The organism is Xanthomonas sp. SI, assembly GCF_014236855.1.
In the GTDB taxonomy this organism is placed as follows: domain Bacteria; phylum Pseudomonadota; class Gammaproteobacteria; order Xanthomonadales; family Xanthomonadaceae; genus Xanthomonas_A.
The window spans coordinates 1,042,231-1,056,282 of sequence record NZ_CP051261.1 but is presented as its reverse complement, the minus strand read 5'-3'; the positions used below and the strand labels follow the sequence as shown (position 1 = coordinate 1,056,282).

The following is a 14,052-nucleotide window of genomic DNA, read 5'->3' as shown; positions in this document are numbered from 1 at the left end:
TATAATCCCCCCATGAATGCATCATGGATCGACGCCACGCTGGAGTGGGTCGCAACGCATCCCATCCTGGCCGGCGCGGTCATCTTCGCGATCGCGTTCTGCGACGCGGTCATCGTGCTGGGCACCATCGTGCCGGCGCTGCCGTTGCTGTTCGCGATCGGGGTGCTGATCGGGCTGGGCCAGATCTCCGGCCCGTACGCCGTGGTCAGCGCCGCCCTCGGCGCGCTGGCCGGCGACGCGCTCAGCTACTGGGTCGGCCATCGCTGGGGCCACCAGCTGCGCAACTACTGGCCGTTCCGGCGCTATCCGCAGCTGCTGGATCGCGGCGAGGCGATGTTCCGCCGCAATGCCTTCAAGAGCATCCTGGTGGCGCGCTACGTCGGCGCGATCCGCCCGTTCGTGCCGGCCGTGGCGGGGATGATGAAGATGCCGCTGCGCCGCTACTTCGTCGCCAGCGGCGTCGCCGCGGTGACCTGGGCGCTGCTGTTCCTGGGCCCGGGCTGGCTGCTCGGCCAGGCCTACGACGCGGTGGCCGCGGTCGCCGGGCGCCTGTTCCTGGTGCTGGGCCTGCTGGTGCTGGCGCTGGGCCTGGTCTGGGCGATCGTGCTGTACGGCTATCGCTGGTCGGCCGGGCACATGGATGCGCTGCTGGCGCGCGGCCTGGACTGGTCGCGCCGGCACCCGGTGCTGGGCCGCTACTCGGTCGCGGTGTTCGACCCGCAACGGCGCGAGTCGGTGCCGCTGGCGATGCTGGCGGTGATGCTGCTGGCGCTGGGCTGGGGTTGGTTCGCGCTGCTGATGGTGGTGGTCGGCCACGGCGAGCCGCTGCGGCTGGACCTGGCGGTGCACGACCTGATGCTGGCGCTGCGCAATCCGCTGGCCGACTACCCGATGACCGCGCTGGCCTCGCTCGGCGACTGGCAGGTATTGGTGCCGGCCACCACGCTGGGCCTGGTCTACCTGATCTGGCGCCAGCGCTGGATGGCCGCGGCGCACTGGCTGGCGGCACTGGCCTTCGGCCTGGCCCTGACCAAGCTGCTCGGCACCACCGTGCACGTGGTGCGCCCGCCGGCCGCCAGCAGCGGCTTCGGCTTTCCCTCGGTGGCGGTGACCATGGCCACGATCAGCTTCGGCTTCTTCGCCGTGCTGATCGCGCGCGAACTGCCCGGGCGCTCGCGGGTGTGGCCGTACCTGCTGTCGGGCGTGGTGGTGACCCTGATCGGCTTCGCCCGCCTGTACCTGGGCGCGCATTGGCTCAGCGACGTGGTCGGCGGCATGCTGTTCGGCATCTTCTGGCTGCTGGTTCTGGGCATCGCCTACCGCCGCCGCTTCAACCGCGCGTTCTGGATGAAGCCGCTGGCCTGGCTGTTCTACGGCGGCTTCGTGGCCGCGGCGCTGTGGTACGCGCCGCGCGATCTGGAACGCAAGCTGGCCAAGTTCGAGCCGCCGCCGCCGGTGCTGATGGACCTGACCGCCAGCGCGTGGTGGCAGGACGAGTGGCGGCTGCTGCCGTCGCGGCGCAACGAGTTCGACGACGACCAGCGCTGGCCGCTGGACCTGCAGGTGGCCGGACCGCTGGCGCCGCTGCAGCGCCAGCTCGAAGCCGCCGGCTGGCGCGTGCAGCCGCAGGCCGGCTGGCAGCAGGCGCTGCAGTTGCTCGACTACAAGACCCAGGCCGAACGCGTCCCGGTGCTGCCGGCGACGCTGGACACCCGGGTGGAATCGCTGCTGATGCTGCGCCGCGGCCCGCGCCCCGGCGAACTGTATGCCTTGCGCCTGTGGCCGGCTCCGGCGCGGCTGCAACCGGGCAACGTGCCGCTGTGGCTGGGCAGCGCGCAGAGCCTGCGCTACGAACGCCACTTCAACCTGATCGGCCTGTGGCGCCCGCTGCGCGGCGCCGATCCCGCACTCAACGCGGTCACCGACGCGCTGCACACGCTGCCCACCCGCAAGGACATGCATCGCCCGTCGGATGTGCCGGTATTGCTGGTGCGCAGCGAGGGCGAGGCGCCGGCCGAGGCCCAATAACGCAGGCCCACTTCAGCTGTTTAGCGCCAGCGGAGCGTGTAGCGGAGCAATGGAGGAGTGACGTCGGTCGCAACAGACATTGCCGGCAAAACCTGGCGCGACCGATGGTTCATGGCTACCTCGTATCGCGCCAACCAGTCTCGCGCCATGCTGCGGAACGATCCCCAGTCGCTGATGGCTCAGGTCGCGGCTGAAGCCGCTCCTACAAACGCTCGATCGTGCCTGGAGCATCCGCGTCCAGCAGAGGCATGGCCATTCGCCACGCATCCACGCCGACACCCGCTGCGAATCCCACCCGGCGCTCAGGGAATCCATCCCAGCAACTGCTCCAGCCGCTCGTGCGGATCGTCTTCCTGCAGCAGCGCCAGGCGTTGGCGCTCGTCCAGCGGCAACAGTTCGGCCAGGCGCCAGCCGACCCAGGCGGCCTGATCGAGCAGGCGCGGACCGACCACCGGATATACGTCGGCGGCCTGGTCCAGGATGCTGTCCAGCACCGTCGACAACAGCGCGTGCTGCGGCCGCAACTCGTCGTCCTCATCCGGCTCGCGCCAGTGCACGTCGCCGACCACCAGGCCGTTGTCGCGGACCCGGCTGCGCAGCACGTGGAAACGGCGTTCGCCGCGCAGGCTCAGCACCAGCACGCCGTCGGCGCCGACATCGAAATCGACGATGCGCGCCTCGGTGCCATACGCCGCCGGCACCGCCGGGACGCCGGTCTCGGCACCCTCCAGAATCAGGCACACGCCAAAACCGCTGCCGCTGCGACCGCAGTCGCGCACCATGTCCAGGTAGCGGCGTTCGAACACGCGCAGCTTGATCGACGCACCCGGCAGCAGCACCGCATGCAGCGGAAACAGCGCCAGCGTGCTGCGTTCCTCGCTCATGCGGGCACTCCAGCGCGCGGCATGACGCTCACTGCAGCGCTGCCAGGAAGCGCCGCGGCGCACCGTCGAAGCCGCCGTTGGACATGAACACCACATGGTCGCCAGCGCGCGCCTGCGCCTGCAGCACCGCCAGCAGCGCGTCCACGTCCGCGGCGGCCCAGGCCTGGCCGCGTACCGCGGCGATCACCTTGCCGGCGTCCCAGGCCAGTTCCGGCCGCTGCAGGAACACCACCGCATCGGCCGCCTCCAGCGCCGGCGCCAGCGCCTCGGCGTGCGCGCCCAGCCGCATCGAATTGCTGCGCGGCTCCATCGCCACCACGATGCGCGCCGCGCCCACTTTCGCGCGCAACCCTTCCAGGGTGGTGCGGATCGCGGTGGGGTGGTGCGCGAAGTCGTCGTAGACGGTGATGCCCTGCGCCTGGCCGAGCACTTCCAGGCGCCGCTTGACGCTGCGGAACTGCGCCAGCGCCGGCATCACCTGCGCCGGCGCCACGCCGACCGCATGCGCCGCGGCCAGCGCCGCCAGCGCGTTCATCACGTTGTGGCGGCCGAGCAGCGGCCAGCGCACTTCGCCCAGTTCCTGGCCATCGTGCAAGACAGCGAAATGGCTGCCGTCGGCGGCAATCGGGCGCGCGCTCCATTCGAACGCCGGATCGAACCCGAAGCGCTCCACCGGCGTCCAGCAGCCCATCGCCAGCACCTCGCGCAGATGCGCGTCCTCGCCGTTGACGATCAGCCGCCCGCGCCGCGGCACGGTGCGCACCAGATGGTGGAACTGGCGCTGGATCGCGGCGACGTCGGGGAAGATGTCGGCGTGGTCGTATTCGAGGTTGTTGAGGATCGCCACCAGCGGCCGGTAGTGCACGAACTTGCTGCGCTTGTCGAAGAACGCGGTGTCGTACTCGTCGGCCTCGACCACGAACAGCGGCCGCGCTTCCGCGGCTGCGGTTTCGCTCGCACGCGTGCCGGTGGCGGCCGCTGCGTGCTCGCGCGCCGCGACGGCCTCTGCGCCCGGATCGCGTTGCGCACCGCCGGGTGGCGATGCCTTGCCGCCCAGGCGTGCGGACACGCCGAAATCCTCGGCCACGCCGCCGATCAGGAACCCCGGCTCGCGGCCGGCCGCCTGCAGCAGCCAGGTCAGGATGCTGGTCGTGGTGGTCTTGCCGTGGGTGCCGGCCACCGCCAGCGTGTCGCGTCCGGGCAGCACCCGCTCGCTCAGCCACTGCGCGCCGGAGGTGTAGGCACGGCCGGAATCCAGCACCGCCTCGACCGCGGCATTGCCGCGCGACAGCGCATTGCCGACGATCACCTGCGCGCAGTCGGCGCAGATGTGCTCGGGCAGGTAACCCTGCTTCAGCGCGATGCCCAGGTGCTCCAGCTGCGTGGACATCGGCGGATAGATCGCCTGGTCGCTGCCTTCGACCTCATCGCCGAGTTCGCGCGCCAGCGCGGCGACACCGCCCATGAACGTACCGGCGATGCCGAGAATATGGATCTTGCTCATGCCGCGATTGTCGCCGATCCCCCGACGCGCGCAAACCGGCACGACGCGGCTGCCGGCCCGCGGTGCGGCGCCATCGAGGGGCAAGCTGCCCAGCTCTTTCCTCGAAACGGCGACGACGTCAAGTAGGAAATCCCCCACACCCCCTGAAGAAAGTTCCCGATAGGCAAGTCGGGAGCCAACATCGAAAATGAACGAGCCAGCCGCAACCCCCTACGGTCCTACTCCCCAAGAGGCCATCCCCAAGGGAGCTCATGTTGTGGGGCTCTGAGCAAGCCCGTTCGCTGGCACCTAACGGTTCCGGCCTCCCGCCCGCGTCCACGCGTGGCGGGAGGCATGGATTTGGCCTTGGCCACTGCTGGCAGCGGATGCGATTGGATTCTTGCGCAGAACGCGGTTCGCCAACCACGTGGCGCGGACGCGCGGCAGCCGGAGTTAGGTCGACGCCTGGCGGGCTTGAACCCTGCGCGCACCCCGTACACGCGAGCCTTACGTCCTATCCCGTGCAGGAGCGGTTTCGACCGCGACAAGCGAAGTGTGAGGTGCAGACTTCGGACACAGCCTGTCGGGGCTGAAGCCCCTCCTACAGCGCACCCAGTCAGCTTGCCGCAAGTCTCTGTAGGAGCGGCTTCAACCGCGATGAGCGAAGCGGCGTGCTTTCCGCCGGCGCGATGCGTCGGGACTGAAGCCACCTCCACAGTGCACCCAGTTAGCTTGCCGCAAGTCCCTGCAGGAGCGGCTTCAGCCCCGACTAGCGAAGCAGCGCACTTTCCGGCGGCGCAATTGCGTCGGGACTGAAGTCCCTCCCACAGCGCACCCAGTCAGCTTGCCGCAAGTCTCTGTAGGAGTGGCTTCAGCCGCGACGAGCGAAGCGGCGTGCTTTCCGGCAGCGCAATGCGTCGGGACTGAAGTCCCTCCCACAGCGCACCCAGTTAGCTTGCCGCAAGTCCCTGTAGGAGCGGCTTCAGCCGCGACGAGCGAAGCGGCGCACTTTCCGGCGGCGCGATGCGTCGGGACTGAAGTCCCTCCCACAGTGCACCCAGCGAACAGGCTGCAAGTCCCTCGGGACTTCGGAAACCGTCGGGGCTGAAGCCCCTCCTACGGTGAAGCGAGCGCGACGGACTCAGGCCTGCGAAGAAGCGCAGCGGATGAGGCGAGACCGTCAGCCCCATGGGTCGCGTCGAGCGCCGCAGCGAGGCGGCCGCTCGTCGCAGGGCCGTCTCAGCGGCCGATCGACGCCAGGATGCGCGCCAGCACTTCGTCCAGCGAGCCGACGCCGTCCACGCGCGCCAGGGTGCCGCGCTTGTCGTAGAAACCGATCACCGGCGCGGTCGAATCGTTGTACACCTGCAGGCGCTTGCGCACCGATTCGGGGTTGTCGTCTTCGCGGCCTTCGGCCTTGGCGCGGCCGGCGATGCGCTCGACCAGCAGTTCGGTGGCCACGTCCAGCTGCACCACCGCGTCCAGCGGCTGGCCGATCTTGGCCAGCAGTTCGTCCAGCGCCGAGGCCTGCGCCAGGTTACGCGGATAGCCATCGAGGATGAAACCGTTGGCGACGTCGTCGCGGCCGAGGCGCGATTCGAGCATGCCGAGCAGGATATCGTCGGAAACCAGGTCGCCGCGCGCCATCACTTCCTTGGCCTGCACGCCCAGCGGGGTGCCGGCGGCGACTTCGGCACGCAGCAGATCGCCGGTGGAAATGTGCGGGATCTGCAGCTTGTCCTTCAGGCGGCTCGCCTGCGTGCCCTTGCCCGATCCGGGCGGTCCCAACAGAACCAATCGCATCAACCTGACTCCTCGAGGAAATTACCGTGCGCGGCCGGCGGCGTTAGACTCGGGGGCCACGCCTGCGCTGTACCGCAAGGCCCCCAGCTTAACGCATCCGGGCAATGTCCCGGCAATGTCCCCACCCCAGGAGCGAGTCCCGACCATGGCCCAAGGCACCTTGCTGTATGCCCAGTCCGGCGGCGTCACCGCCGTCATCAACGCCAGCGCCGCCGCCGTGATCGGCGAGGCGCGCGCGCGCAAGGTCAAGGTCCTGGCCGCGCGCAACGGCATTCTCGGCGCACTGCGCGAGGAACTGATCGACACCTCCAAGGAGTCGGCCGCGGCGATCCGCGCGCTGGCGCACACGCCCGGCGGCGCGTTCGGCTCGTGCCGCTACAAGCTCAAGTCGCTGGAGGCTGACCGCGCCAAGTACGAGCGCCTGCTGCAGGTGCTGCAGGCGCACGACGTGCGCTACTTCCTCTACAACGGCGGCAACGATTCGGCCGACACGGCGTGGAAGGTGTCGCAGCTGGCCGACGCCTTCGGCTATCCGCTGCACTGCATCGGCGTGCCCAAGACCATCGACAACGACCTGGCGGTCACCGACACCTGCCCCGGCTTCGGCTCGGCCGCCAAGTACACCGCGGTGTCGGTGCGCGAAGCGGCGCTGGACGTGGCGGCGATGGCCGAGACCTCGACCAAGGTTTTTGTCTACGAAGCGATGGGCCGCCACGCAGGCTGGCTGGCCGCCGCGGCCGGACTGGCCGCGCAGTCGCCCGACGACGCGCCGCAGATCATCCTGTTCCCCGAACGCGCCTACGACGAGGCCGCGTTCCTGGCGCAGGTGCGCAAGGTGGTGGACAAGGTCGGCTGGTGCGTGGTGGTGGCCAGCGAAGGCATCCAGACCGCCGACGGCCGCTTCGTCGCCGATGCCGGCGGCGGCACCGATGCGTTCGGCCACAGCCAGCTCGGCGGCGTGGCCTCGTACTTGGCCGGCAAGGTCAAGGCCGAACTCGGCTACAAGGTGCACTGGACCCTGCCCGACTACCTGCAGCGCTCGGCGCGCCACATCGCCTCCAAGACCGACTGGGAGCAGGCGCAGGCGGCCGGCAAGGCGGCGGTGCAGTTCGCGCTGAAGGGCATGAACGCGGTGATGCCGGTGATCGTGCGCAGCAGCGATGCGCCGTACCGCTGGAAGATCGAAGCCGCGCCGCTTAGCAAGATCGCCAACCACGAGAAGAAGATGCCGCCGGCGTTCCTGCGCAAGGACGGGTTCGGCATCACCGAGAAGGCGCGCCGCTACCTGCAGCCGCTGATCCGCGGCGAGGCGCCGCTGCCCTACGGCAGCGACGGCCTGCCCAAGTACGTGACGCTGAAGAACGTGGCGGTGAAGAAGAAGCTGCCGGCCTGGGAGGGGTGACCCTCACGGCGCGCGCCGGCCATGGCGGCGCATCGGCGGGAACGGATGCGCGCGCGCTGCGCGGCGGGATCGCGCCGCCTGCAGGATCACGAAGTCGCCGAGGAGCGCCGGAAAGAACGCAGTGGCATCAGTTCTCCAACCTGCTGCCAAGTGCGGCTGCGCAGCGCAGCCTCGCGACTGCCCAGGACCTGGCGACGCGATTAGGCCAGGCTGTGCCGATCGCGTTGCAGGCCTTAGCGCGCGTCGCGTTCCTGCACGGCATAGCGAACCGGCAGCGACGGCAGCATCAACGCGGGAGCTGCGGTTCCCGGCGCGACCAGCACCTGGTCCAGCGCGATCGCGTCGTCGCCCTCGCGCGCGACGAAGGCCTGGACCAGGCGGGTGCCGGCCGTCGGCAACAGTGCCTGCGGGATCGGACTCGGCGTGCGACCCATGCCCACCAGCCATTGCGGACGCCCGGCGACGAGCGTCGTGCGCGGGTGCACGACCTGCAGATCGACCGAACCCGCTAGCAGGCCCACCGTCAGCGGCTTGCCGTGCCGCATCAAGACCACGGAGCGGCCGTGTGTCTTGGGTTCGGCGATGGCATACAGGTCGGCGTCGGGCCGATTCATCGGAATCGGCGACAGGCCCGCCTGGTCGATCGTCAGCGGATCGATGCCCGTGGCCCGCTTGAGGCGCTGCGCCATCATCTCGACCTTTGCGCCCTCTGCGGCGATCGGCCGTTCGGCGGCATGGTGTTCGCCGGCATAGATCAGGATCTTGCTGGTGGGAGCCTGCTCGAGCGCACGCCGGATGAGGTTGTCGGCCTGGTCCTGCTCCCGCTGCGCCTGGGCCTCGCCGGGATCGGCGGCGTAGTCCGTGCGCGTGGTTTCGTACGACACCAGGTGGTAGCCCAGCGCGAGCGACTGGCGCAGGAAATCGGCGAAGACTGGATCGTGCAGGTAGTAGCCGCTCATCTGCCGTGGATAGCCGTCCTTCGAGAGCGCCGCCATCTTGTCGCGTGAGACCGCATCGTCAGCATCGCGCTTCAACGCCTCCGCCGCCAGCACGGTGTAGCCGAGCGGGCGCAAGGCGCGCGCGACCTCAAGCCCGAACGCGCGGCCGCGTGGATCGAGATGGTTCTCGTCGAGGATCACGATGCTGGTGCGGCGCGCGCGGCGCACGATCTCCGCAAGCGCGGAAACGCCGTGCGCGGCGCGCAGGTCGGCGAGCTGTTCCTCGGGCACGTGGAAATCCGCCGCCTTCGCCGGATTGAACGTCGGCATGCCGGTCATGCACGACATCACCTGCGCCCATTGGTCGAACACGTCCGCATCCTGGATATCGCCCGCCGAGGCGACGCCGAGATGCGCCAGCAGGCCGAACGAGGCATCCAGATAGCGGCCATGCATAGCGTCCTGGACGGACTGGTCGTTGGCGGCCTGGACGCGCGTCGCGGCATCCGCTTCCGCCGCTGCGGCCAAAGCGGAAGGCCTGCCAGCCATGCTCGTGGCGGCCGCCGTCATCAGGAGCAGACCGCCGACGATCGATTGGGAACGCATATGGATGCCCGTGCCGTTGGCTATTCCGGAATTATCTCCGGGGACTTCGCCAAAGAACAAGGCACTGATCTCCGATGCTCGCCATCGTGCACCCGACGCTCGGTGCCGGTTGAGCGCCGAGCGGATCATCCTGGCGGGCGCAGAAGCTTCTTCAGCCCACTTTGGACGATCTCCGCGAACACCTTCGGTTCACCATAGGCGCGCGCGGTGAGCATCGCGCCGTACACGATCGACATGAACGCTTCCGCCTCCAGGCGGGCGGAGCCTTGCAGTTGGAACCGGCCCAGTTGCGCGCCCTTGGTCAGCACGATTTCCAGCCAGTTCGACAGGTCGCGGAAATGCGCGCGCACATGCTCGGCCAGATCGTCGGGCAAGGTGGGCAATTCGCTGGCGAGCATGCCGGCGACGCAAAAAGGCGCGGACGCGTCGGCGATGCACCGTTCCCAGTAGCCGGTATAGAAGCCGAGTTGCTGCTCGGGATCGAAGGCGCCGCTCTCCAGCATGCGGGTCTGCGCAACGATCAGGCCGCGGGATTCCTCCACGACCGCCCGCGCCAGATCGGCCTTGGCAGGAAAGTGGTGGTGGATGCTCGCCTTGCGCACCTGCACCTGTTCGGCGACGTCGGCATAGCTGAAGCCGTTGTAGCCCCGGGCCTGGATCAGGTAACGGGCCGAATCGATGAGTTTCTGCTGCGTCGTCATGGCTGGATTCTACCACTTAGTAGGTAGCCACTCGATCCATCCAGTCCTGTACAGCCCTAAATCAAGCAGCCTCACGAGCGCATTGACTATTTACCTACCAACTAGTAGGTTGAATCCTCTTTCCGAGGATGTCCCCATGAACGCACTTCGCAATTTCTACCTCCTGCGCGCCGGCGTCGCCTTCGCCTGGATCGCCGCGGTCCTGCTTTCCTCGCCGGGATCCGCGGCGCTCGCCGGAACACTCATGGTGCTTTACCCGGCCTGGGACGCGCTCGCAAACGTTATGGATGCGCGGCGCAGCGGCGGACTCCGTGCCAACCCGGGGCAGACGTTCAACGCGCTGGTCAGTGCCGTCACTGCCGTCGCCATGGCAGTCGCATTCGCGCTGCATGGCAACGCGGGCGGTGTCCTGGTCTTCGGCGCATGGGCGTTGCTCGCGGGACTGTTCCAGCTCGCCGTCGGCATCCGCCGCCGCAAGCTCGGCGGCCAGGTCTTCATGATGATCAGTGGCGCCCAATCGGCGCTCGCCGGCGTGTTCTTCGTCGTCCAGTCGTTCGGCACCGCGCCCACACTCGCCCAGCTCGCGCCCTACGCTGGCTTCGGCGGCCTCTACTTCCTGCTTTCCGGCCTGTGGCTGAGCTTCCGGAAACCGCGTCCGGCGTCCTCGATTTCCTGAAGCGCCTGGCGAGAACGCGCTTCCCGCATTGGAGAATTTTTGTCCAGGCGCACAGGTGCGGCGGATTCACGGCGAGGGATGCGGTTACGCTAGCGCACGCCAACCGGCATCCGCCCTGCAAACCGGCGACAAGGAACCAGAATGGACGTCGATTGGCACAACGGTCCGATCACCCGCACAACGCCGGTGGACGAGACCTACCGCAATACGCAGGCAGTGCGCCGGTTCCTGGCCGGTGCGTGCGGAGCCGGATTCAAGTTCGATCGCGCCTTCATGGCGTGGATCAAGGACGGCGCGCCCAAGAACATGGGCGACGTTGCCGACGAATGGCTGCGCCGACGGCGGGCAGGACTGTAGCTAGCTAGCGCGATAACGCTGAGCAGGTTCGCGTGGCCTATACGTTCGATTAAAAACTGGCGGCGGCGCACGGCAACGCGCGTTCGCGGCTGAGAAAAAATGCATTTCAGGCAGCCGCTGGCCGGGCTGAGCGCGGATGGCGAACGGCGAACGGCGAACGGCGCGAGCATGCAAGCGCATCGCGTCAGACAGGAAACGTGCCCGGCCGCCAGATGTCCATGCAACGCATCGGCGACGCTGCGCGAGCAGTCGCGCAGCGGCTGCATTCCACAAGGAATGCGCTTACGCGCACCGGCTCAGCGGCAAGCCTTGCCTTCCAGCGTCATCTGCGCGGCGAACTGCGGCACCTGCGCGATCGCGCCGGCTGCCGCCTGCTTCTTCGCCTCTTCCAAATAAATCCGCGACTGGCCCTGGCCGTCGAGATCCGCCTTTGTCGCCACCGGCTTGCGCCACACCCGCACCACCGCCTGCTGCGACGGACAGGCGGCGCTAGGCACGCGGATCACATCGTTGAACTTCCACCCGGTCGCTTCGCTGGGCTTGGCCTGGTCGAACTCCACCAGCTTGGCGCGCGGCTGGCAGGTGGGGCTGCTGCGCACCGCGGAAAACTTGTAGGGCTGCGCCGCATCGCCGGTGTAGACGCCTTCGAAGCGCACACAGGCTTCGGGGATCTGCCGGATCGTATGCACCACGCCCACCGCCTGCGCGGTACCGGGCTGGCGCTGCAGCTCCGGGACCGGATCGGCGGCCAGCGCCGCCAGCGGCGCGCAGGCGCACAGGCCCAGGGCCAGGGTCGAAGCGAGTGCGCGCAGCCGCGCCGGGATGGTCGATTGCATGGGCTTGCTCCTTGGAAGCGATGCGCAACGCTGCCACGCGCCGACTGAACGCGGCGCCAAGACAGCGTAGGCGCCCAACGCTGGCGATGGGCAGGACCCGGGCGCATACTCGGCCCGGTTCAAGCCAGGTCGAACATTGCGATACGCACCACCGGCGCATTGCGGCCGCGGAGTCGTTGCATGCCTCAGACTCCTTTTGGTGTGATCCCGTTGTACGTCCCACCGCTTGGGCGTCATCCACATCCTTGGGAGGGGTCATGCTGGAACGATATGCGGTCACCGTGGCACTGGCGTGCGCGGCCTTGGCAATACTCTATGGCATCGTGTCCACACGCTGGATCCTGGCGCAGCCCGCCGGCAACGAACGCATGCGGCAGATCGCCGATGCGATCCAGGAAGGCGCCCGCGCCTACCTCAACCGCCAATACCAGACCATCGCCGTCGCCGGCGTGGCGCTGTTGCTGCTGGTCGGGTTCTTCCTGAGCTGGTACACCGCCGGCGGCTTCGCGATCGGCGCCGTACTGTCCGGCGCGGCCGGCTACATCGGCATGAACCTGTCGGTGCGCGCCAACGTGCGCACCGCCGAGGCGGCGCGGCGCGGGCTGGGTCCGGCGATGGACGTGGCGTTCCGCGGCGGCGCGATCACCGGCATGCTGGTGGTCGGGCTGGGCCTGATCGGCGTGGCCGGCTACTACGGCGTGCTGCAATGGCTGGGACGCAGCGTCGAGGAAAGCCTGCACGCGCTGGTCGGCCTGGCCTTCGGCAGTTCGCTGATCTCGATCTTCGCGCGCCTGGGCGGCGGCATCTTCACCAAGGGCGCCGACGTCGGCGCGGACCTGGTCGGCAAGGTCGAGGCCGGCATCCCCGAGGACGATCCGCGCAACCCGGCGGTGATCGCCGACAACGTCGGCGACAACGTCGGCGACTGCGCGGGCATGGCCGCGGACCTGTTCGAGACCTATGCAGTCACCGTCATCGCCACCATGCTGCTCGGCGGGCTGATGGCGGCCGAGGCCGGGCGCAACGCGGTGCTGTATCCGCTGGTGCTCGGCGGGGTGTCGATCGTCGCCTCGATCGTCGGCACCTTCTTCGTGCGCGTGCGTCCCGGCGGCTCGATCATGGGCGCGCTGTACAAGGGCGTGATCGTGTCCGCGCTGCTGGCCGCGGCGGCGTTCTGGCCGGTGACCCAGCAACTGATGGGCGACACCGCCGCCGGCGCGACCAAGCTGTACGGCTGCGCGTTGATCGGCCTGGTGCTGACCGGCCTGATCGTGTGGATCACCGAGTACTACACCGGTACCCAGTACAAGCCGGTGCAGCACGTGGCGCAGGCCTCGACCACCGGCCACGGCACCAACATCATCGCCGGGCTCGGCATCTCGATGAAATCGACCGCACTGCCGGTGATCGCGGTGTGCGCGGCGATCTGGGGCGCGTTCGCGCTGTCGGGCCTGTACGGCATCGCCATCGCCGCCACGGCGATGCTGTCGATGGCCGGCATGATCGTCGCGCTGGACGCCTACGGGCCGATCACCGACAACGCCGGCGGCATCGCCGAGATGGCCGAACTGCCGCCGGAAGTGCGCGCGGTGACCGACCCGCTGGACGCGGTCGGCAACACCACCAAGGCGGTGACCAAGGGCTATGCGATCGGTTCGGCCGCGCTGGCCGCACTGGTGCTGTTCGCCGACTACACGCACAACCTGCGCGCCGCGCATCCGGGCGAAACCTTCGCCTTCGACCTGTCCGACCACACCGTGATCATCGGTCTGTTGCTCGGCGGCCTGATCCCCTATCTGTTCGGCGCGATGGCGATGGAGGCGGTGGGCCGCGCCGCCGGCGCCGTGGTCGAGGAGGTGCGGCGCCAGTTCCGCGAGATCCCCGGCATCATGGAAGGCACCGGCAAGCCGCAGTACGACCGCGCGGTGGACATGCTGACCCGTTCGGCGATCCGCGAAATGATCGTGCCGTCGCTGCTGCCGGTGGCTGTGCCGGTGGTGGTCGGGCTGCTGCTGGGCCCGCGTGCGCTCGGCGGCCTGCTGATCGGCACCATCGTCACCGGGCTGTTCGTGGCGATCTCGATGACCACCGGCGGCGGCGCCTGGGACAACGCCAAGAAGTACATCGAGGACGGCCACTTCGGCGGCAAGGGCAGCGAGGCGCACAAGGCAGCGGTCACCGGCGACACCGTCGGCGATCCGTACAAGGACACCGCCGGCCCGGCGATCAATCCGCTGATCAAGATCATCAACATCGTCGCCCTGCTGATGGTGCCGCTGCTGTAGCGGCACGCACCCGGCACCGGCGCTGGCGATCCGCCGGCGCCGGGCCGCACGCA

General features: G+C 68.8%; 11 protein-coding genes. 5 read left to right on the top strand and 6 right to left on the bottom strand.

From position 1 onward, the window contains the following. Positions 1-12: 12 nt before the first annotated feature. Positions 13-2,028 carry a bifunctional DedA family/phosphatase PAP2 family protein gene (locus HEP75_RS04495; protein ID WP_185825596.1) on the top strand — a complete coding sequence of 672 codons (2,016 nt, stop codon included), beginning with the start codon at positions 13-15 and terminating at the stop codon, positions 2,026-2,028. Between the two features lie 302 nt (positions 2,029-2,330). On the opposite strand, the gene HEP75_RS04490 is transcribed toward HEP75_RS04495, so the two are convergent. The 3 genes from HEP75_RS04490 to HEP75_RS04480 form a co-directional block, all read right to left on the bottom strand. Then, positions 2,331-2,912, bottom strand: a complete 582-nt coding sequence (locus HEP75_RS04490) for an LON peptidase substrate-binding domain-containing protein (RefSeq protein ID WP_185815348.1) — start codon at positions 2,910-2,912, stop codon at positions 2,331-2,333. A 28-nt stretch (positions 2,913-2,940) separates the two neighbouring features. Beyond that, a complete protein-coding gene (mpl, locus tag HEP75_RS04485; RefSeq protein WP_185825595.1) occupies positions 2,941-4,416 on the bottom strand; it encodes a UDP-N-acetylmuramate:L-alanyl-gamma-D-glutamyl-meso-diaminopimelate ligase in 1,476 nt (491 codons plus the stop codon). 1,218 nt (positions 4,417-5,634) lie between these two features. Next, positions 5,635-6,198 (bottom strand): adenylate kinase, encoded by a 564-nt coding sequence (locus tag HEP75_RS04480; protein ID WP_185815346.1) that lies wholly within the window; start codon positions 6,196-6,198, stop codon positions 5,635-5,637. A 145-nt stretch (positions 6,199-6,343) separates the two neighbouring features. Between HEP75_RS04480 and HEP75_RS04475 the strand changes: the two genes are divergently transcribed. Then, entirely contained in the window at positions 6,344-7,600 is a 1,257-nt protein-coding gene (locus HEP75_RS04475) for a 6-phosphofructokinase (RefSeq protein ID WP_185825594.1), read from the top strand. A 233-nt stretch (positions 7,601-7,833) separates the two neighbouring features. Here HEP75_RS04475 and HEP75_RS04470 read toward each other — a convergent pair whose 3' ends face one another. Next, positions 7,834-9,204 (bottom strand): hypothetical protein, encoded by a 1,371-nt coding sequence (locus tag HEP75_RS04470; protein WP_185825593.1) that lies wholly within the window; start codon positions 9,202-9,204, stop codon positions 7,834-7,836. 65 nt (positions 9,205-9,269) lie between these two features. After that, positions 9,270-9,845, bottom strand: a complete 576-nt coding sequence (locus HEP75_RS04465; RefSeq protein ID WP_185825592.1) for a TetR/AcrR family transcriptional regulator — start codon at positions 9,843-9,845, stop codon at positions 9,270-9,272. A 136-nt stretch (positions 9,846-9,981) separates the two neighbouring features. Here HEP75_RS04465 and HEP75_RS04460 point away from each other — a divergent pair, with 136 nt between their 5' ends. Beyond that, the gene (locus HEP75_RS04460; protein WP_185825591.1) at positions 9,982-10,521 is read left to right on the top strand and encodes a DUF308 domain-containing protein; all 540 of its coding nucleotides are present in this window, start codon (positions 9,982-9,984) and stop codon (positions 10,519-10,521) included. A 141-nt stretch (positions 10,522-10,662) separates the two neighbouring features. Further along, positions 10,663-10,878, top strand: a complete 216-nt coding sequence (locus HEP75_RS04455) for a DUF6434 domain-containing protein (protein WP_185825590.1) — start codon at positions 10,663-10,665, stop codon at positions 10,876-10,878. Between the two features lie 296 nt (positions 10,879-11,174). On the opposite strand, the gene HEP75_RS04450 is transcribed toward HEP75_RS04455, so the two are convergent. Further along, entirely contained in the window at positions 11,175-11,714 is a 540-nt protein-coding gene (locus HEP75_RS04450) for a hypothetical protein (protein WP_255423998.1), read from the bottom strand. 257 nt (positions 11,715-11,971) lie between these two features. Here HEP75_RS04450 and HEP75_RS04445 point away from each other — a divergent pair, with 257 nt between their 5' ends. Continuing rightward, positions 11,972-13,999, top strand: a complete 2,028-nt coding sequence (locus tag HEP75_RS04445) for a sodium-translocating pyrophosphatase (protein WP_185825589.1) — start codon at positions 11,972-11,974, stop codon at positions 13,997-13,999. Positions 14,000-14,052 lie beyond the last annotated feature (53 nt).